18 protein-coding genes are annotated in these 19,613 nt (G+C 35.4%); 10 read left to right on the top strand and 8 right to left on the bottom strand.

Features of this window, described 5'->3' with window-relative positions; genetic code table 11:
- Positions 1 to 237 precede the first annotated feature (237 nt).
- The 3 genes from obgE to hpt are packed head-to-tail and all read right to left on the bottom strand — an operon-like array spanning position 238 to position 2,390.
- Positions 238 to 1,227: a GTPase ObgE gene (gene obgE / locus L3049_RS09720; protein ID WP_275109611.1), complete on the bottom strand. Its 990-nt coding sequence runs from the start codon at positions 1,225 to 1,227 to the stop codon at positions 238 to 240.
- Between the two features lie 11 nt (positions 1,228 to 1,238).
- Positions 1,239 to 1,847: an adenylate kinase gene (locus tag L3049_RS09725; protein ID WP_275109612.1), complete on the bottom strand. Its 609-nt coding sequence runs from the start codon at positions 1,845 to 1,847 to the stop codon at positions 1,239 to 1,241.
- On the bottom strand, positions 1,848 to 2,390 hold the full coding sequence (hpt, locus tag L3049_RS09730) for a hypoxanthine phosphoribosyltransferase (RefSeq protein ID WP_275109613.1): 543 nt from the start codon (positions 2,388 to 2,390) through the stop codon (positions 1,848 to 1,850).
- 292 nt (positions 2,391 to 2,682) lie between these two features.
- On the opposite strand from hpt, the gene purE reads away from it, so the two are divergent.
- The 4 genes from purE (at position 2,683) to L3049_RS09750 (ending at position 6,861) form a co-directional block, all read left to right on the top strand.
- Complete coding sequence (purE, locus tag L3049_RS09735) at positions 2,683 to 3,189, top strand: 5-(carboxyamino)imidazole ribonucleotide mutase (protein WP_275109614.1); 507 nt, start codon at positions 2,683 to 2,685, stop codon at positions 3,187 to 3,189.
- A gap of 271 nt (positions 3,190 to 3,460) precedes the next feature.
- Positions 3,461 to 4,270, top strand: coding sequence for a PorV/PorQ family protein (locus L3049_RS09740; protein ID WP_275109615.1), 810 nt, complete (start codon positions 3,461 to 3,463; stop codon positions 4,268 to 4,270).
- A 9-nt stretch (positions 4,271 to 4,279) separates the two neighbouring features.
- Positions 4,280 to 6,322 (top strand): ComEA family DNA-binding protein, encoded by a 2,043-nt coding sequence (locus tag L3049_RS09745; RefSeq protein ID WP_275109616.1) that lies wholly within the window; start codon positions 4,280 to 4,282, stop codon positions 6,320 to 6,322.
- 65 nt (positions 6,323 to 6,387) lie between these two features.
- Complete coding sequence (locus L3049_RS09750) at positions 6,388 to 6,861, top strand: PaaI family thioesterase (RefSeq protein ID WP_275109617.1); 474 nt, start codon at positions 6,388 to 6,390, stop codon at positions 6,859 to 6,861.
- Between the two features lie 4 nt (positions 6,862 to 6,865).
- On the opposite strand, the gene L3049_RS09755 is transcribed toward L3049_RS09750, so the two are convergent.
- Complete coding sequence (locus tag L3049_RS09755) at positions 6,866 to 7,768, bottom strand: RluA family pseudouridine synthase (RefSeq protein ID WP_275109618.1); 903 nt, start codon at positions 7,766 to 7,768, stop codon at positions 6,866 to 6,868.
- A 363-nt stretch (positions 7,769 to 8,131) separates the two neighbouring features.
- Between L3049_RS09755 and ybaK the strand changes: the two genes are divergently transcribed.
- The 5 genes from ybaK to L3049_RS09780 all read left to right on the top strand — a co-directional run bounded on the left by ybaK (position 8,132) and on the right by L3049_RS09780 (position 12,395).
- A complete protein-coding gene (gene ybaK, locus L3049_RS09760) occupies positions 8,132 to 8,620 on the top strand; it encodes a Cys-tRNA(Pro) deacylase (protein WP_275109619.1) in 489 nt (162 codons plus the stop codon).
- The gene (locus L3049_RS09765; protein ID WP_275109620.1) at positions 8,617 to 9,255 is read left to right on the top strand and encodes an HAD family hydrolase; all 639 of its coding nucleotides are present in this window, start codon (positions 8,617 to 8,619) and stop codon (positions 9,253 to 9,255) included. The genes ybaK and L3049_RS09765 overlap by 4 nt, the downstream gene beginning before the upstream one ends.
- A 56-nt stretch (positions 9,256 to 9,311) precedes the next feature.
- Positions 9,312 to 9,956 (top strand): DUF5020 family protein, encoded by a 645-nt coding sequence (locus L3049_RS09770; RefSeq protein WP_275109621.1) that lies wholly within the window; start codon positions 9,312 to 9,314, stop codon positions 9,954 to 9,956.
- 27 nt (positions 9,957 to 9,983) lie between these two features.
- Positions 9,984 to 11,306, top strand: a complete 1,323-nt coding sequence (locus tag L3049_RS09775; RefSeq protein ID WP_275109622.1) for an NCS2 family permease — start codon at positions 9,984 to 9,986, stop codon at positions 11,304 to 11,306.
- A 228-nt stretch (positions 11,307 to 11,534) separates the two neighbouring features.
- Positions 11,535 to 12,395, top strand: coding sequence for a hypothetical protein (locus tag L3049_RS09780; protein ID WP_275109623.1), 861 nt, complete (start codon positions 11,535 to 11,537; stop codon positions 12,393 to 12,395).
- Between the two features lie 90 nt (positions 12,396 to 12,485).
- Here the strand turns inward: L3049_RS09780 and L3049_RS09785 are convergent, their stop codons facing one another.
- The 4 genes from L3049_RS09785 to lipA form a co-directional block, all read right to left on the bottom strand.
- On the bottom strand, positions 12,486 to 13,718 hold the full coding sequence (locus tag L3049_RS09785) for a uracil-xanthine permease family protein (protein WP_275109624.1): 1,233 nt from the start codon (positions 13,716 to 13,718) through the stop codon (positions 12,486 to 12,488).
- A gap of 315 nt (positions 13,719 to 14,033) precedes the next feature.
- Positions 14,034 to 15,743 (bottom strand): single-stranded-DNA-specific exonuclease RecJ, encoded by a 1,710-nt coding sequence (gene recJ, locus L3049_RS09790; protein WP_275109625.1) that lies wholly within the window; start codon positions 15,741 to 15,743, stop codon positions 14,034 to 14,036.
- 23 nt (positions 15,744 to 15,766) lie between these two features.
- Complete coding sequence (lipB, locus tag L3049_RS09795; protein WP_275109626.1) at positions 15,767 to 16,471, bottom strand: lipoyl(octanoyl) transferase LipB; 705 nt, start codon at positions 16,469 to 16,471, stop codon at positions 15,767 to 15,769.
- Positions 16,464 to 17,342: a lipoyl synthase gene (gene lipA / locus L3049_RS09800; RefSeq protein ID WP_275109627.1), complete on the bottom strand. Its 879-nt coding sequence runs from the start codon at positions 17,340 to 17,342 to the stop codon at positions 16,464 to 16,466. The genes lipB and lipA overlap by 8 nt, the downstream gene beginning before the upstream one ends.
- Before the next feature lie 538 nt (positions 17,343 to 17,880).
- Here lipA and lysS point away from each other — a divergent pair.
- On the top strand, positions 17,881 to 19,602 hold the full coding sequence (lysS, locus tag L3049_RS09805) for a lysine--tRNA ligase (protein WP_275109628.1): 1,722 nt from the start codon (positions 17,881 to 17,883) through the stop codon (positions 19,600 to 19,602).
- Positions 19,603 to 19,613: the final 11 nt, after the last annotated feature.

Raw genomic sequence — 19,613 nt, forward strand, 5'->3', positions numbered from 1 at the left:
ATCTGGATGGAATCTCAGAACACCTATCCCTTTAAAAATCAACAAAAAAAGGAATGGTTAAAAAAAATAAATTAGAATAAAGTCAAATAATACTAATTGAAAAAAAGCGATTTTATTTAACATTAATATGTGTTTGACTTTAAATTTTACAATTTCTTCAATAAAAAGAAGCCTCTTATCCAATCAAATTTGGAGAAGAGGCTTCGTCAATTTTATCTAAAATATCAAGCGTATTTTTTAGCTGTTAATAGCTCTCCAAATCATATCCTTTAGCTCCATAAGTCCCTTTTGGGCTACGGAAGAAATAAACACACGTGGAATTTCTGGCAAATCTAACTCAATTTCGTCTTTCAACTCCTCATCCAACATATCAGACTTCGTTATAGCTAATAAACGTTTTTTATCTAAAAGTTCTGGATTGAATTGTTTCAGTTCATTTAGAAGAATCTTGTATTCGTTGTGAATATCGTTACTATCAGCAGCAACCATAAACAACAGAACTGAATTTCGCTCGATATGACGTAAGAAACGTAAACCCAAACCACGCCCCTCGTGTGCTCCTTCGATAATTCCAGGAATATCTGCCATTACGAATGAACGATTATCTCGATAACCTACAATACCCAAGTTTGGAACTAAAGTTGTAAATGGATAATCGGCAATTTTTGGCTTGGCAGCAGAAACTACAGAAAGTAAAGTCGATTTTCCAACACTTGGGAATCCTACTAAACCAACATCGGCCAAAACTTTAAGTTCGAGAATAACGGCACGTTCAACACGCTCCTCACCTTGCTGTGCATATCGAGGTGTTTGATTTGTTGAAGAACGGAAATTCCAGTTTCCAAGACCTCCACGACCACCTTTAACAAGAACTTTGCTCTCACCATCTTCAGTCACATCAAAAATCACTTCACCTGTTTCAGCATCACGAGCAACAGTTCCCAATGGCACTTCGATAATTTCATCAGCGCCTTCGTAACCTGTACTTCTACTCTGTCCTCCAGAACCTCCATCTTTAGCAAAAACATGTCGGCTAAAACGTAAATGAATTAGCGTCCAAAGTTGTGCATTAGCTCTAATGATAATATGACCACCACGACCACCGTCACCACCATCAGGTCCACCTTTCATGGTTAACTTATCACGATGAAGGTGAGCTGATCCTTGTCCTCCTGCTCCGGAGCGACAAAATATTTTAACGTAATCTACAAAATTAGATCCTGCCATTTTTTTATTTTTTATCTCTGTACCTCAACTGGAATCATTTCTACTGCCAAATATTCTTCCAGCAAAAGACTGATTCTATCAAGTACATTATTTAATGATCCTATTGCATCGATTGAGTGGTAAACACCTCTCTCTTTATATCGTTTTGCAATTGGAGCTGTTACATCGTCATAAATTCTAAGACGTTTAATAATAACTTCTCTTCCACTATCATCAGGTCGTCCCGATGACTCACCTCTTTTTAATAAGCGTTGAATCAGAATTTCTTCTTCAACTTTTAATTCAATCACTAAATCAACAACACCATTTCGCTTGGAAAGCATTTCATCGAAAACCTCAATTTGGCCTTCGTGACGAGGCATTCCATCATACACAAAACCCTTTGCTGTATTGTTAGAATCCAAAAATTTTTCTACAATTCTATAAGCTAATTTATCCGGGAAAAAGTTCCCTCCATCTATTAACCTTTTAGCTTCTAGACCTTCTGGTGTTGCTAATTTTATTTCTTCTCTACAAACATCTCCCGTTGAAAGGTGAATGATATTGAATTTATCTTGTAATAATTTAGACTGAGTACCTTTTCCTGATCCCGGAGGTCCAAACATGATGATGTTCACCATTTATTTATCAATTACAGTATAAACATCCGGCAAATTTCTACCGACACCATCATAATCTAAACCACGACCAACAATAAAATCGTTTGGAATATCAATACCTACATAGTCTATCTTAACATCACGCTTAAGTGCATCAGGTTTGAACAACATGGTTGCAACTAAAATTTCTTTAGCCTTATATTCTTCAATTTGAGCCAAAGTATTTTCCATTGTAATCCCAGTGTCAATGATATCTTCAAGAATAACAACAGTACGATCTTTAAGGTCTTCAGTAAAACCCATCAGTTTCTTCACCTTACCAGTTGTACCCATTCCTTCATATGAAGCCAAACGCATAAAGGTAATCTCAGCATTTTCAACAGTTATCAGTTTCATCAGGTCAGATGCAAACATGAATGATCCATTAAGAATACAAATGAACATTGGATTTTTTCCAGCAAGATCCTTGTTCATCTTCTCAGCCATTTCAGCAATAGCATTATCAATCTTCTCAGCCGGGATAGATACCTTAAACTCTCTATCAAGAATTTTTACAGTCTTCATTGATTCAATTTTTGTCTTAGTTGTCCGATTTTCCCCCTTCAAGATTCCCTTGAAATATCGGGCGTTTAAGGCAATGCCCTAAAGTATCGTAATTAAAATATGTACTTTTTTTAACTTGGAATAAAAAATGTTTCGAATCCACTATGTAACATACGTATTTTTTTTTCAATTTTACACTTGAAAAACAACAACCATTGTATGCACAACTCGGAATCAAAACAATTCCCAAATTTTTGCTGCAAAAGTACAATTTTTTGTTATTAATTTTATAAAACCACCAATATAAAACACGATGAAAGCGAAAGTTAGTATTATCATGGGAAGTACTTCGGATCTTCCAGTTATGGAAAAGGCTGCCCAAATTTTAAACGATTTTAAGATTCCATTTGAGATTAATGCCTTATCGGCACACCGTACGCCTGAAGAGGTTGAAGTTTTTGCAAAAGGCGCAATGGACAATGGAATTAAAGTAATTATTGCAGGTGCTGGTATGGCAGCTCACCTACCAGGTGTAATTGCAGCTATGACTCCACTTCCGGTCATTGGTGTACCAATCAAAGCCAGTCTTGATGGTATGGATGCATTACTTGCAATTGCCCAAATGCCTCCTGGAATTCCAGTTGCAACTGTTGCTATTAATGGCGCAATGAACGCTGGTATTTTAGCTGCTCAGATTCTAGCAATTGGCGATGCAGAATTGCAAAAGAATGTAATTGCATTCAAAGAAAGCTTAAAAGAAAAAATCGTTAAAGCGAACGAAGAATTATCTTCTATCCAATACGATTTTAAAACGAACTAAATAGAATCACTCTATTCAAATTAAAACTGCAAATCATAATACTGATTTGCAGTTTTTTTATTATATTTAACAATCAAATAATTTTGTTCACCTAATATTGATGAATAGAATTACTAAACAACCACTACAAACAATAAAACAGCTATGAATAGTATCATAAATAGATTCACTCATAGATCATAAGGTAATATTTAATTAAAACTGCATCACCAACCAATCAGTTTCAATTAACACATTACTCATTCATCTATGATAGAAATAACATTATAGAATGAAACAATTTTATTTGCTCCTCCTTATCGCTTGCTACAGCCTTAATGCCTTATCCGAAAATCATATTGCAGGTGCTCGCTCCAAATCTATGGGGAATTCATCGGTTGCTCTTGTCGATATTTGGGGAGGTTATCACAATCAAGCTACACTTGCGAAACTCAATAAACGATCATTCGGAGCTTATTATGAAAATCGGTTTGCAACAAAAGAATTAAGTACAAAAGCATTTCATTTTAACTACCCCACCAAACTTGGAACTTTCGCTGTTACTTATTCCCAATTTGGTTTTAATCTATACAAAGAATCTAAAATTGGTGTCGCCTATTCGCGAGCTTTAGGCAAACATTTTTGGGCTGGTTTACAATTCGATCAAATAACGAAACAACTCAATTCAGAATATGGCTCCCAAAGTCAGTACACTTTTGAAGCTGGTTTATTAGCTGAAGTATTTCCGGACTTTCATCTTGGCTTTCACATTTTCAATCCGATTCAAGCTGAATTTACTATGCTTGATTACAATGACAAAATTCCTTCAATTGCACGGTTTGGCTTTTCATGGAAACTATCTGATCAAACCATTATAAGTTCAGAAATTGAAAAAGACTTGGATAAGGATATGCGAACTAAAATTGGCATGGAATATAAAATTACTGATCGTCTTTTACTAAGAGCAGGAATTAATAATCATCCTAACACGATTAGTTTGGGAATGGGATTTACTTTCAAACTACTACAAACTAACATCTCATTTTCACGCCATCCTGTCTTGGGCTATTCTCCAACAGCAGATGTAAACATTTCATTTTAGATTTCTGCTATGTTATACATTAAAAAAATCAGCTTAAGCATTGGTCTAATTGTATTTGGTTCTATTGTAACCTTTTCTCAAAACACGAATGTAAATAACGATTTAATCGAAAAGATAATTGAAAACATTGCAGAACAAAGTGATGAAGAACTCGACTATTCTAATTTATTGGAAGAAATGAATATGCTAATCACAAATCCTATTAGTTTAAATACTGCTGATGAAAAAGAGCTCAAAAAATTATTCATTCTTAATCAAAATCAGATTGCTAGCTTTATTAAATACAGAGAAGGAACAGGGACCATTTTCAGTCTGTACGAACTACAGTTAATTCCAGGATTTTCAGAAGAGCTAATTCGAATGATAAAACCATTTGTGTCTCTGACCCAAAATGCAGAACGAGAATTTGATAGCAATCCCAAAGCTCAACATCAGTTACTTTTAAAGACAGAGAAAACCTTAGAAGAGGAAAAGGCTTATACAAGCACAAATCCAAACTCCAAGTTTCTTGGGAGTCCTTGGAAATATTATACCCGATATCAATACTTGTCTCCTAAAAAGAAAATGACTTTCGGATTCACCTCTGAAAAAGACAAAGGGGAACCTTTCTTTAAAGGAGAGAACTCCTCTGGATTTGATTACTATTCTGGATTTTTCCAATACAAGCTCAAAGGAATTATTAAACAAATAAACATTGGAGATTACCAAGTAAAATTTGGACAAGGCTTAAATCTTTGGTCTGGATTATCTTCAGGGAAATCCTCATTAACAACTCAAAATGCAAACAAGTCACAAGGGATTAAAAGCTATAAATCGACAAACGAAAATCAATTCTTTAGAGGTGCATCTTTGCTTCTCACACCAATTAAAAATTCAGAATTGGCCGTATTTGCCTCCTATTTAAATAAAGATGCAAGCCTAAATTCCGATTCAATCGAAACATCTGTTTCTTCAATTGTAAATACTGGTTTTCATCGAAATCTAAATGAATTTGATAAAAAACATCAACTAAATGAACGAGTTTTGGGCTCCTATTTTTATTTAAATCTTAAAAAGGTAGAATTAGGAATCTCCTATTTACAATCGGAATACTCTCTACAAATTCTTCCGGAAAACAAGGCTTACAATCACTATCGCTTTAAGGGAACAAGAAATCAGAACATTAGTCTTACTTACCAAACACAATATCAATCGATTCATTTATTTGGAGAAGTAGCACAAAGCAAATCAGGCGGAAGGGCTTTTATACAAGGGGCCAACATACAAGCTCATTCAAGATTAAACCTTGAACTAATTTATCGAAAATACGATCCAGATTACCATGCCTTTTTTTCCAGTGCTTTTTCTGAACAAAGTTCAAATCAAAATGAAGAAGGTTTTTATTTTGGAGCGGAATTTCATCCCATTCCGAAATGGACGATAAAAGCTTATTACGACCAATTTCAATTCCCATGGTTAAAATATACTGCGAATGCGCCAAGTAACGGGCACGAATATTTTTCTCAATTAGAATTCACGCCAAACAGCTCTACTTCCATTTATTTTAGATACAAACAAGAAAATAAACCCATTAACAACAGTTCTGAAATAATAAAAGGACTAACAATTCAAAAGAAAAATCAATATCGATTGCATTTATCTACACGCTTAGATGATAATTGGGAAATAAGAAATCGAATTGAAATCGCACAATACAAAAAAGCTGGAATTAAAGAATCTGGCTATTTACTTTATCAAGATATTCGCTATCAATTCTCCGAGAAACCCATTTCCATGAATCTTCGATTTGCCCTATTCGACACAGACTCTTTCAATTCAAGAATTTATGCCTACGAAAATGATATTTTATACGCTTATTCTGTTCCTGCCTATTATTTACATGGCAGTCGTTTTTACTTCAATTTTAACTGGAAGATCAATCGAAATTGTAAAATCTACCTGAAATACGCTCAAACAAAATACGCTAGCCTCTCAGAAATAGGCTCTGGAAATTCTGAAATCGATGGAAATAAAAAATCAGAAATAAAAATTCTCTTAAAATTACGCTTATAGATTACCGCGAGAATTTCTTAAATCAAAAATCCTTTCTTACTTTCGAATTCGAAAATTAGAAAATCATGAAGAAAATATTAAATCCTTATATCCATACAGAAAATGGACATTGTTTTGGTTGCTCTCCTCATAACGAGCAAGGCTTGCAAATGGAATTTTTCGAAGATGGAGATTACATTATTGCCGAATGGGAACCTCAGCGACATCTGTCTGGTTTTAAAAATGTATTGCATGGCGGGATTCAAGCCACGATTATGGATGAAATTGCCAGTTGGGTTGTGTTTGTAAAATGCCAAACGAGTGGTGTAACAACAGAGTTAAACACCAAATATCGAGGTGCAGTTTTAACCGATCATGGTTTACTTACAGTAAGAGCTCGATTAATTTCTCAAGAAAAGAAATTTGCAAATATTCATGCAGAAATATTAGACTGCAATGGTAAAGTTTGTTCCGAAGCAGAAGTTCAATATATGATTTTCCCACAGGAAATGGCCAAAAAGAAATTTGAATATCCTGGTATAGAAGCCTTTTTTGAATAGAAATTTACTCTTCCATATTTGGATTGTATTTATTATAACGCTTTTCTTCCATTTCCATAAAACGCCCGAATTTATAAGGTGGATCAATCGAAAGGTCCATCTTTTCATTTGTGAATGGATGCTCGAAATGAAGGCCTGCAGCACACAAAAACAATCCTTTTTTCTGTAAGATCTCTCCTTCCGTACCGTAAAGCTTATCACCCAAAATAGGAGTTCCCAATTCTGCCATATGAATCCTTAATTGATGCGTTCGCCCTGTTTCTGGGAATAAATGAACCATGCATAAAGATTTATTTCTAATTGAAGGAACTTTTTTAACCACTCGAAATGTACTAACGGCTCCTTTTCCGTCTACTTCCATTTCAACTCTGCCTTTATCGGGCAAATCTCCGATAACAACAGCTGTATATCTCTTTTTTATAGTTCTATTTTCGAATTGTGCCCCTAAAGCTCCAATTGCTTGAGAAGTTTTTGCAATTAACAACAAACCACAAGTTGGGTTATCAAGTCGATGAACAGGACGAAAAACCGGTAAAGCATCTTGGCAAGAAGATTCCTTTAAATTGAAAGGCAACATGTTTTGAATCGTTCGAAACATATTCCCGCTCACCGAAACTCCTGCAGGCTTATTAATAACAGCAATATGATCGTCTTCATATACAATTTCCAACTCCATTTCAAAAACCTTAGCTGGCGGCAATTCCAAATCCAACAACTCTATTCGCTGTCCCTCTTTCACCCACAAACCAGTTGGTGCAGGTTTGCCATCAACATAAACCTTTTTTCTTTTTATGGCCTTTTTCATCCCTTGATAAGACGAAATTGAATTGAAAATTTTTGGTGCATAATCCTGCAAACGAATATCTTCAATACCAGCTAGGACAATATGAAACTCAAGTACTCTCACGCTTTTTATATTAATTTACCGATCTGAAAGGTAAAACAAAATCTGCTTCAACTTTCAATCTAAAAATTCATATTTCTGAAAAAAAAGATCATATTTTCAGAATACAATACTTAATTGTCTGATTTTGTATCATTTCTCATCCTAATTTTAATTCTTAATAAATTAAAACTACACCTTTTTTCATTTACGCAATCCTTTGTATGTGACAATTATCAGCATTTCACAGAATTTCAATTTTTGTAGAAAGTTTTGAAATATAAAAAATTTACTACTTTTGCGGCTTCATTATAAGAATCATCTGGGAAACTGGTAGTTTCCAATTAAGATTACAATAGTTATCTAAATTGGCCAAAAAACAAAAGGATGAAGAAGACAAATGCAGCTCGCATACTAGATCGAGCAAAAATAGAATATGAGATTATCGACTACGATGTTGATCCAATAGAATTGGGTGCTGCACGCGTAGCTGAGAAAACAGGTCAGAATATTCGATTTGTCTATAAAACTCTTGTCCTTTCGGGTGATAAAACAGGCCTTATCCTTGCTTGCATTCCTGGAGCTTCCGAATTAGATCTTAAAGCATTCGCAAATCTTAGTGGTAATAAAAAATGTGCCATGGTTCCAATGAAAGATATCTTGGAACTAACTGGTTACGTTCGTGGTGGCTGTTCTCCACTGGGCATGAAAAAAGATTTTCCACTTTTCATCGATGATAGTGCATTTGAACTAGATCACATTTTAATTAGTGCTGGACTAAGGGGCAAACAACTAAAAGTAACTCCTCAAGACATTCAAAAAGTAACTAGTGCAGCAACTGGTGCAATATCAACTCCTAAATCCCAATTGGCATGATAGACAGCAAAGCTATAATTTGGGATTACAACGGAACACTTTTAGATGATTTATCTATTGGTGTGCAGTGCATCAATACAATGCTAACAAAAAGAGAACTTCCTCTTTTAAGCAAAGATCAATACCGTGAGGTATTTACTTTTCCTGTAAAAAAATACTACGAAACTGTTGGGTTCAACTTTAATAAAGAAGATTGGGATATCACTGCAAAGGAATTTATTTCTTTGTACACTTCTCTTTTACCTGACTCAAATATATTTCCTGAAGCAATTCAGCTTCTTTCTCAATTCAAAAGTTTGGGCAAAAAACAATTTATCCTTTCGGCAATGGAGCAAAACATGCTTAACAAATCGGTTAAAACCGAAAATATTAGCACTTTTTTCTCCGAAGTATCTGGAATTGATAACATTTATGCAAGTTCTAAAATTGAGAATGGAAAAAAAATGATTGAAAAACATCAGCTAGCAGCAAATGAGGTTTGTTTATTAGGTGATACGGTTCATGACTATGAAGTTTCACAGGAATTGGGTTGCCAATGCATATTAATTGCAGCAGGACATCAATCCATAGAAAAATTAAAACAGACAGGTTGCCCTAATGTGGTCAATCATCTAAACGATATTATAAAGAATTGAACAACCATTTTATTTTTTAAACAACCTATTTTATTTACTAAAACAATCTTTTAAAGATGAAAAAACTACTTACAATTTTCGCTATTCTTTCAGCTTTTGCTGTAAATGCTCAAAACTTACAATTGCACCGCGATTTTGAGCGAGGACATTTCACTACAACATTCGAAATGTTTAAAGTGGACAAATGGGGTAACACTTTTACCTTTATCGATTTTGATTACGATGCTGAGAATGGAATCAACCAAGGTTACTTCGAGATTGCTCGTGTATTAAAAACAGAAAAAATGCCTATCGGTTTACACATTGAGTATAACGGTGGTGTTGGAAATAATGAAAACTTCGGTTACACAATTAACGATGCATGGATCTTGGGTGCTAACTATTCTCAAGGAAGTGCAAAATGGGGGTTCTCTACATATGCAGGTTATAAAGCAATTAAAGATGCTGACAAAGGAAACTTCCAGGTTACAGGTACATGGTACGTAAACATGTTTGAAGGAAAAATGACTTTCTCTGGTTTTGCTGACCTTTGGACAGAAAATGGATTAAATGATAACACTATTTTCTTAACAGAGCCACAGCTTTGGTATAATGTAAACAAGCAGTTTTCTTTTGGTGGTGAAGTTGAAATCTCTAACAATTTTGCTGGTGTAGAGAAATTCAAAGTACGTCCTACTTTAGCAGTTAAGTGGAACTTCTAATCCAAACCAAATTAAAAACAAACAATCATGTTAGATAAGTTTTTTAATATTACTGGGCAAGGTTCAACCATGAAGACAGAAATTGTCGCTGGTTTAACAACATTTGCTACAATGGCATATATTTTAGCCGTTAACCCTTATTTCCTTTCTGTTGCAGGAATGGATTACGGTGCGGTTATGACTGCTACTGCTTTATCAGCAGTAATCGCAACTTTAGTTATGGCTTTAGTTGCAAAACTTCCATTTGCTTTGGCTCCAGGAATGGGATTAAATGCATTTTTCGCTTTCACTGTTTGTGGTGTAATGGGATGTAGCTGGCAATTAGCTCTAACAGCTGTTCTTGCTGAAGGTATCATCTTTTTATTACTAACCTTCTTTAATGTTCGTGAAGCAATTATCAATTCGATTCCTAAAAATATCAAGCACGCTATTTCGGTAGGTATTGGTCTTTTTATTGCCTTTATCGGATTAGCTCACCAAGATGTTGCAATTATTGTACAAGGACAAGGTATTCCTGTTCACTTAGGTAACCTACATGCTCCAGGTGCATTACTATGTATTGCTGGTATCATCATTATTGGTGTTCTTTTGGTTCGCAAGGTTAAAGGTGCTATCCTAATCGGATTATTAGCAGTTACTGTTATTGGTTTAATCCCAGGCTTAGACATTACGAACTTACCTAAGGATGGCGGAATCATGAGTCTTCCTCCTTCTCTTGAGCCTATCTTCTTTAAATTTGTAGGTTGGGATGAAATCTTAACTTGGAAATTTGTAACGATACTATTTGTATTCCTTTTTGTTGATATGTTCGATACTGTAGGAACACTTGTAGGTGTAGCTTCTAAAGCTGATATCTTAACAGAAGATGGAAAAGTACCTCGTGCTAAGCAAGCTCTTTTAGCTGATGCTGTTGGTACAACTGCTGGTGCTATCTTAGGAACTTCAACAGTTACTACTTATGTAGAAAGTGCTGCTGGTGTTGCTGAAGGTGGTAAAACAGGTATGACTTCATTAACTGTTGCTGTAATGTTCTTTTTAGCATTGTTCTTCACTCCATTATTTACCATGATTCCTGCTGCAGCTAGTTCTTCAGTATTGGTAATTATTGGTATTTTCATGATGAGTCCAATTACTAAAATTGATTTTGAAGATTACACGGAATTTATTCCTGCTTTCTTGACCATGATCATGATGCCACTTACTTACAGTATTGCTGAAGGTATCGCATTTGGTATGCTTTCTTACGTTATATTGAAAGTGTTAACTGGTAGATACAAAGAAGTGAATATTGCAATGCTTATAATCGCAATTTTATTTGTATTGAAATACGTTTACAACATCGGCGAATAATTTCGCAGTTTCTCATATTTAAAAGTCCTTTTCGCAGTTGCGAAAAGGACTTTTTTTGTACACTTAAAATTTAGGCAAAGTAGTTAACTATTGAAAATTCCGAAAAACAATCCACAAGCATTAACGTGGATATTATGATTGTTGGTCATTAATTTATATTGATTCATCCAAACTTTATTCGTTTTGTCTCGTTTAAGAACTTGTAGTTAGACAGATAAGGAGAGCGATATGAGGACGACAAGATTATTTATTTGGATATTTTTATTAATAGGTGTTGCATGTTCTACTGATGAAGAAGTAATGGACATGGAAATTCAAATTACCAACCCTTTAAATATTGAAGAGAATGCAATGGTCAATTGCATATTAGAAGATCTACTTTGCGAAATTGAAAAAAACGTAATTCAAGCCGATTACGGTACCAACATAAAGGACAATACCAAAAGAGATTCAATTCCTCTTGTTAAAATACAGCAAGAAGCATCTGAAAACAGCCTCACTACGCTTAGTATAAATTATGGAAACACAGACCAAACAGATCATTTAGGAAGATTAAAACGGGGAGAAATCATTACTCAAATAAAAGGTCGATTTAGCCAAAATCAATCGGAACAAGAAATCAAATTCAACAATTTTTATATCAATAAAATGAAAGTTGATGGTTCTATTACTATAAAATCAATGGGCTATAATAATTACGATCAACCTAGTTTCTCCATTTCATATGATAGCCTTTTATTCACTTGCGAAAGTGGCTTAAGCTATAGTATAGCTGGTAATAAAATCAAAGAATGGATAGAGGGATTTGAAACGCCAGAAAATCCTTGGGATGATCAATTCTTAATTTCTGGTGACACTTACGGTACAAATTCTGAAAATAGGGAATACAAATCGAAGATATTAACACCATTGTTAATAAGTAGAGCTTGTGAGTTTATTCTATCGGGAGAAACAGAATTTACAATTGAAGATGAAGCCGTAATCTACAATTTTGGCGACGGACTTTGCGACAATAAAGGATCTTATATCCGTGAAGACGAAAAACACCAATTCGAATTTGGAAGATATACATTTAGACAAAAACATTAGCCCAATAAATCTTAGTGCATAATGGTAATTAGTTAGACAAGAAAAGGCCCCAAATTGGGGCCTTTTTTATATCTATAAAAAGAAACAATTTTAGCTCTCTTCACTTCCTTTAATCGCTTTCGATTTGTCTGGTAAAATAAGGTTTAAAACAACACCTACTACCGATGCTAAACCAATTCCTGCTAAAGAGAAATTGTCATACGAAATCTGGGCTCCACCAATTCCAACAGTCAAAATAATAGAAATGATAACTTGATTTCTTGTCTTGCTGAAATCAGCTTTGGCTTCTATTAGAGTTTTGATACCAATACTGGCAATCATACCGAAAAGAAGAAGCATAATACCACCTAATACAGCCTGTGGAATTGTTTTAAGGAATGCACTTACTTTTCCAATAACTGAAAAACAGATAGCTGTAATTGCCGCAATTCTCAGAATAGCTGGGTTTGTAATTTTTGTAAGAGCGATAGCACCAGTCACCTCTGAATAAGTTGTGTTTGGTGGCCCACCAAAAAATCCTGCAAAAGCAGTTGCCACACCATCACCTAAGATAGTACGGTGTAAACCAGGTTTTTTAACAAATTCTTTGTTTGCTACTCCGCCAATTGCATACATGTCACCAACGTGTTCAATTACCGGAGCAACAGCTACAGGTAACATATAAAGAATAGCTCCCCAAGAGAATTCTGGTCTTACGAATTCTGGTAAAGCAATCCATGAAGCTTCCTGGATAGGTGTGAAATCAACAGCACCTAATATGATAGAAAGGATATATCCAACGATGATTCCACAAAAAATAGGAATCAATTTCATAATACCTTTTGCGTAAACAACAATCAAAACGGCTGTAAGTAAAACGACAGAAGCAATAGCCCAGTTTGTTTTAGCCATATTAACAGCTACAGGAGCTAAAGATAAACCAATAATCATGATAACAGGTCCAACAACTACTGCCGGGAAAATTTTTTCGATTACTCGGAGCCCCCAGGTTTTAATAATTCCTGAAACAATACCGTAAACCACACCAACTGCTATTAATCCTGATAGAGTTCCGGCAAAGCCGTAAAGCTCAGTTGCGGCTACAATAGGTGCAATAAAGGCAAAACTACTGCCTAAAAAAACAGGAACCATACCCTTTGTTATCAAATGAAAGATAAGGGTGCCGACTCCTGCTGTGAATAGTGCTACTGCCGGATCAATACCGACAAGAAGAGGAACGAGAACAGTTGCTCCGAAAGCAACAAATAAAAACTGTACCCCGACAATAATTCTTTTTGCTGGGCTGTCGAAGTTCGGAGCCCCATTTTCTTGAGATAGGATCATAAAATAGGTTTAAGATTTCACAAATTGGCGCAAAGATAATAATGAAGTACCTAAGATCAAATCCGAATTACATCTCTTTTGAATGAAGCTTTGATTCAAATAATCTTTCAAGCTATTTCAGGAGAAGACAGTCCGAAGAGTTAGAATAGCATTCCGATTAGTTAGTGCAAGACTCCGAAGTGTTAGAACAGCACTCCGATTAGTTAGTGCATGACTCCGAAGAGTTAGAACAGCACTCCGATTAGCTAGTGCAAGACTCCGAAGAGCTAGAACAGCACTCCGATTAGTTAGTACAAAACTCCAATTAGCTAATTCTTATAATTTAATATCTCGAACCATCATTTGAGTTTCAACCTTACCCATGTATTCATTCTCTTGCAACGAATAGCATATATTGAAAGGCGACCCTTTTGCAATTTTTGGATACATATTGCCCATTTGGAATGCAATTCCACTTATTACATTACCATCACGAATATCATCGACCACAGATAATTTTAGATGTTCTTTATTTCTACCAACCTGACGTGAATAGCCGTAATCCACCACATCTTCACTAATGAAAATAGGTGTCATATTTTTGGGCCCGAAAGGCTCAAATTGCTTTAACAAGCGATAAAACTTTGGTGTAATATCGGAAAGTTTAATTTTGGCATCAATTTTTATTTGAGGTACCAACATATCATCCGAAATATTGTGTTGAACGTACTCTTCGAATCGTTGCTGAAATTCACTTACATTTGCCAACTTCATTGTAAGACCAGCGGCATATTTATGTCCCCCAAAATTTTCTAAAAGATCACTACAAGCCGATATAGCCTGATATAAATCGAATCCATCAACCGATCGTGCAGAACCGGTAGCCATTCCATTCGATTCTGTTAAGATAACAGTTGGGCGGTAATAGGTTTCAATCATTCGTGAAGCAACAATCCCAATAACACCTTTGTGCCAGTTTCTATCGAAAAGGACTGTACTCTTCTTGGCTAACAAAGTTTGACTTTTAGCAACTCGATCTAGAGCCTCATCAGTTATTGTATGATCTAGCTCTTTGCGATCCTCATTCATTACATTAATGGTATCGCCAATTAATTTAGCCGAATCCATTGTATCAGCAATCAACAATTGAACTGCTCTATTTCCAGATTGAATACGACCTGCTGCATTAATTCTCGGTCCAACCTTAAAGACAACATCATTAATTGTCAAGTCTTTTTCGACACCAGCTAAATTTAAAATTGTTTTTAAGCCTAATCGTGGTGTGTTATTCAGTTGAATTAGTCCATAATGCGCTAAAACTCGATTCTCATTTTCAATAGGCACAATATCTGATGCTATACTCACAGCAACCAAATCCAACAAAGGAACTAAATTCTCAAAAGGCCAATTAAGTTGTTGACTCAAGCCTTGCATTAACTTAAAACCAACACCACATCCCGATAGACAATCACAAGGATATTCACAATCTACACGCTTAGGATCTAAAACTGCTGTTGCCTCAGGTAAAATCTCATCTGGTGTATGGTGATCGCAGATGATGAAATCAACGCCCTTTTCTTTGGCATATGCAATTTTCTCCATGGCTTTAATACCACAATCCAATGCTATGACCAAAGTCACTTTACTTTCAGCTGCAAAATCGATTCCCTTTAAAGAAATACCATAGCCTTCAGAATAACGATCAGGAATGTAATAATCGATATAGTCGAAATGTTTTTTTAGGAAGGTATAAACCAAAGCAACCGATGTTGTTCCATCAACATCGTAGTCACCATAGATCATGACACGCTCTTGATTGTTTAAGGCTGTGATCAATCTGGTCACAGCCTTATCCATATCTTTCATTAAAAACGGGTCATGCAAATCGTCGAGACTTGGTCGAAAAAATTTCTTTGCAGAATCGAATGAGGTAATCCCTCGCTGCACCAGCAAGTTTGCGACTAAACGATCTACACCTAATGAATCCATCAGTGTTGAAACCGTTTCCTCATCTCCCGGCTCTTTGATTACCCATCTTTTATCCATAGTTCGATCTTTAGAACGGGAAATTAGTCATTTTTAAACGTCATATCAAACAAGTTAGCGATATGATTTTTCAAGTTATGTTTTACCTCCTCGATATCAAGCTCTTTACCCAGTTCTTTTTTTAAAGATGTGACTCCCTTGTCTTGAAAACCACATGGATTTATATATCCAAAATAGTCTAAATCGGTGTTTACATTAAAAGCAAAACCGTGCATACTCACCCATCTGCTTACACGAACACCTATGGCACAGATCTTTCGAACACTTGGTTTATCAATATCCAGCCAAACACCTGTTGCACCTTCAAGACGATGACCTTCTAATCCATAATCAGCAATACAATTAATTACCGCTTGTTCGAGATTATCGATATAGTTTTTAATTCCCATATCGTAAGTCTCCAAATTTAGAATTGGATAACCTACAATTTGCCCTGGTCCATGATAAGTAATGTCACCCCCTCTATTAATCTTATGGAAAGTAGCATTTTTCGCTTGTAGCTGAATCATATTAAGTAGCATGTTCTGCTCTTTACCACTTTTCCCAATAGTATACACATGAGGATGCTCGCAGAATAAAAGATAGTTATTGCTCAGCTTCTTTTCTTCAGCTGGCAAATCAGCATTATCTTGTTTCGATTTTAAAACCTCATCAAATAATTCTTCCTGATAATCCCAAGCTTCCTTATAATCGATTGATCCAAGATCGCGAAAAATAGTCTTAGTCATTTTTCAAAGTCTGTTTTAAATTCAACGCATTTACATGTCGCTCTGCATGGTAAGATGAACGCACCAAAGGCGTACTCTCACAGAATGTAAATCCTTTTTCCAAACCTACAGTTTCATATTTCTTGAAAGTTTCAGGTGTTACATACTCCTCAACAGCTAAGTGCTGACGAGATGGTTGAAGGTATTGTCCAATTGTCATCACCTTAACACCTACTGCCAACAAATCATCCATTACCTGATAGATTTCTTCTTCTGTTTCACCTAAACCCAGCATAATTCCGGATTTAGCAACAATTCCTGAATCAGCTATTTGCTTCAGAACCTGTAAGCTTAAATCATATTTGGCACGGCTACGCACTTCAGGCGTTAGTCGACGAACCGTTTCCAGATTGTGAGAAATCACTTCTGGCTTCTCATCTATTACTCGCTGAATATCTTCTTCCTTACCATTAAAATCTGGAATCAAGACTTCTAATGTCGTAGTTGGGTTATTCTTTCTGATTTCCTTAATGGTTTCAGCCCAAATCCCAGATCCACCATCTTCAAGATCATCACGATCTACCGATGTGATAACCGCATGCTTAAGTTTCATCAACTTAATAGATTTGGCCAAACGACGTGGCTCCTTCCAATCTGCTGCAAGAGGTTTACCCGTTTTTACATTACAAAACTTACAGGCTCTTGTGCAGATATTTCCCAATATCATGAAAGTTGCGGTTCCATTACCCCAACATTCTCCTACATTGGGACATTTTCCGCTTGAGCAAATTGTGTGCAAACCATGATCGCGAACAATTCCATTCACATATGAGTAATCATCGCCCTTAGGCAATTGTATTTTCAACCAATCTGGTTTTCTCTTCATCTTCATCTTCTTAATGCTTATTACTTTCCAGAACAAAGCTTTTAATTCTCAATTTGGTATCTTATTATCAAGTTCGCTTCTCTCGGAAAACTCATTTGAATAAACACCTGAACCTCATCAGGAAACGTCACAATAAAATAAATCTTAGAGATAAAATATCAATTACGCAAAGGTATTCGAAACAATTAATATTTTACCGAAACTCAATTAATATTTAAGCTAGTTTAATAGAAATTATTATTCTTATTAAATCTAAATACTATTAATCTGATGCAATATTAAGCAAATAAATTTTGCTTTTCAATAGTCTTTTCATTCTCTCTTTTAAAGATCTTATTTCGAACAAACAAAAAGACACAAACAGAATGCATTAACAAACAAAGCACACCCTCCATACTAAGTTGTTTTTTAAGCAATTAACACACATCAACAATCTCCTAAAAACTGGTTAAAAGAATGAAGAGCAATAAGTAAAGCCATTGATATTAATTATTTGCACATATTATTATATCTTTGCATCCAAATTAATATTATTAGATTAGAGATGAATACGTTAGAACTTAGTGAGCAAGAAGTCATTAGAAGAAATTCCCTAAAAGAACTTCAAGCATTAGGAATAAATCCATTCCCTGCAGCACAATATCATGTAAATACCTTTTCGGCAGATATCCTAAAAGATTTCGACCCAGAAAAGAAAAACCTTCAAGAGGTTTGTATTGCAGGTAGAATTATGAGCCGCCGTATTATGGGTAAGGCTTCTTTTATTGAACTACAAGATGCAAATGGTCGAATTCAGGTTTATATTAGCCGCGATGACATTTGCCCAGGTGAAGATAAAACACTTTACAATACAGTATTCAAAAAACTCTTGGATATAGGTGACTTTGTAGGGATTAAGGGATACGTATTCAAAACAAAAGTTGGCGAAACTTCAGTTCACACTGCTGAGTTAACCGTTCTATCAAAATCTATTCGTCCTCTTCCAATTGTAAAGGAAAAAGACGGTAAAGTATATGATGCTTTTACTGATCCTGAGTTACGTTACCGTCAGCGTTACGTTGACTTGGTTGTTAACCCTAAGGTAAAAGACACATTTATCAAGCGTACTCAAATTATCAACTCAATGCGTGAGCTATTCAATAGCAAAGGTTATCTTGAGGTTGAGACTCCAATTCTACAAGCAATTCCAGGTGGTGCATCTGCTCGTCCATTCGAAACGCATCACAATGCATTGGATATTCCTTTGTATATGCGTATTGCAAATGAGCTTTATCTAAAGCGTTTGATCGTTGGAGGTTTCGATGGTGTTTACGAGTTTGCAAAAGATTTCCGTAACGAAGGTATGGACCGTACTCATAATCCGGAATTTACTGTAATGGAAATTTACGTAGCCTACAAAGACTACAACTGGATGATGGATTTTACTGAAGAAATGATTGAGAAAGTTGCTCTTGATCTTCACGGTAAAACCAAATTGGGATTAGGCGATAAGGAAATTGACTTTAAACGTCCTTTCAAACGTATTTCAATGACTGATTCTATTCTTGAATTTACAGGAATTGATATCAATGGAATGGATGATGTTCAACTTCGAGAAGTTTGTAAAAAACTGAATATCGAAGCGGATGAAACGATGGGTAAAGGAAAATTAATTGATGAAATTTTTGGTGAGAAATGTGAAGGTAACTACATTCAACCAACATTCATCACTGATTACCCAGTTGAAATGTCTCCATTGTGTAAGAAGCATCGTGAAAACCCTGAGTTAACTGAGCGTTTCGAACTAATGGTTAATGGTAAAGAGGTTTGTAATGCTTATTCAGAGCTTAACGACCCTATCGATCAATTGGAGCGTTTCCAAGAGCAACTAAAATTAGGTGCTAATGGCGATGACGAAGCAATGTTTATCGATATGGATTTTGTTCGTGCTCTTGAGTATGGTATGCCTCCTACATCAGGTATGGGAATTGGTATCGACCGTTTAACCATGTTGATGACAGATTCTCATTCTATACAAGATGTGTTATTCTTCCCTCAAATGCGACCAGAAAAGAAAGCTGTGATTGATGGTGATGAGAAATTCATGGATTTAGGTATTTCCAGAGAATGGGTTGAAGTTATTCGCAAAGCCGGATATCAAACTGTTGCTGCAATCAAAGAGATTAAATCAACAAAATTCCACCAAGAGATTTGTGGAATCAATAAGAAAAACAAAATGGGATTGAAAAACCCATCACAAGATGAAGTTCTTGCTTGGCTTTCGTAGTTAGCAATTCA

Origin of the sequence: Labilibaculum sp. DW002 (assembly GCF_029029525.1) — a bacterium.
GTDB lineage: Bacteria > Bacteroidota > Bacteroidia > Bacteroidales > Marinifilaceae > Paralabilibaculum > Paralabilibaculum antarcticum.

Excerpts from the sequence above, each read along its gene's own strand:
- obgE (WP_275109611.1), bottom strand. The coding sequence starts at position 1,227 with ATGGCAGGATCTAATTTTGTAGATTACGTTAAAATATTTTGTCGCTCC.
- L3049_RS09725 (WP_275109612.1), bottom strand. The coding sequence starts at position 1,847 with ATGGTGAACATCATCATGTTTGGACCTCCGGGATCAGGAAAAGGTACT.
- hpt (WP_275109613.1), bottom strand. The coding sequence starts at position 2,390 with ATGAAGACTGTAAAAATTCTTGATAGAGAGTTTAAGGTATCTATCCCG.
- purE (WP_275109614.1), top strand. The coding sequence starts at position 2,683 with ATGAAAGCGAAAGTTAGTATTATCATGGGAAGTACTTCGGATCTTCCA.
- L3049_RS09740 (WP_275109615.1), top strand. The coding sequence starts at position 3,461 with ATGAAACAATTTTATTTGCTCCTCCTTATCGCTTGCTACAGCCTTAAT.
- L3049_RS09745 (WP_275109616.1), top strand. The coding sequence starts at position 4,280 with ATGTTATACATTAAAAAAATCAGCTTAAGCATTGGTCTAATTGTATTT.
- L3049_RS09750 (WP_275109617.1), top strand. The coding sequence starts at position 6,388 with ATGAAGAAAATATTAAATCCTTATATCCATACAGAAAATGGACATTGT.
- ybaK (WP_275109619.1), top strand. The coding sequence starts at position 8,132 with ATGAAGAAGACAAATGCAGCTCGCATACTAGATCGAGCAAAAATAGAA.
- L3049_RS09765 (WP_275109620.1), top strand. The coding sequence starts at position 8,617 with ATGATAGACAGCAAAGCTATAATTTGGGATTACAACGGAACACTTTTA.
- L3049_RS09770 (WP_275109621.1), top strand. The coding sequence starts at position 9,312 with ATGAAAAAACTACTTACAATTTTCGCTATTCTTTCAGCTTTTGCTGTA.
- L3049_RS09775 (WP_275109622.1), top strand. The coding sequence starts at position 9,984 with ATGTTAGATAAGTTTTTTAATATTACTGGGCAAGGTTCAACCATGAAG.
- L3049_RS09780 (WP_275109623.1), top strand. The coding sequence starts at position 11,535 with ATGAGGACGACAAGATTATTTATTTGGATATTTTTATTAATAGGTGTT.
- L3049_RS09785 (WP_275109624.1), bottom strand. The coding sequence starts at position 13,718 with ATGATCCTATCTCAAGAAAATGGGGCTCCGAACTTCGACAGCCCAGCA.
- recJ (WP_275109625.1), bottom strand. The coding sequence starts at position 15,743 with ATGGATAAAAGATGGGTAATCAAAGAGCCGGGAGATGAGGAAACGGTT.
- lipB (WP_275109626.1), bottom strand. The coding sequence starts at position 16,471 with ATGACTAAGACTATTTTTCGCGATCTTGGATCAATCGATTATAAGGAA.
- lipA (WP_275109627.1), bottom strand. The coding sequence starts at position 17,342 with ATGAAGATGAAGAGAAAACCAGATTGGTTGAAAATACAATTGCCTAAG.
- lysS (WP_275109628.1), top strand. The coding sequence starts at position 17,881 with ATGAATACGTTAGAACTTAGTGAGCAAGAAGTCATTAGAAGAAATTCC.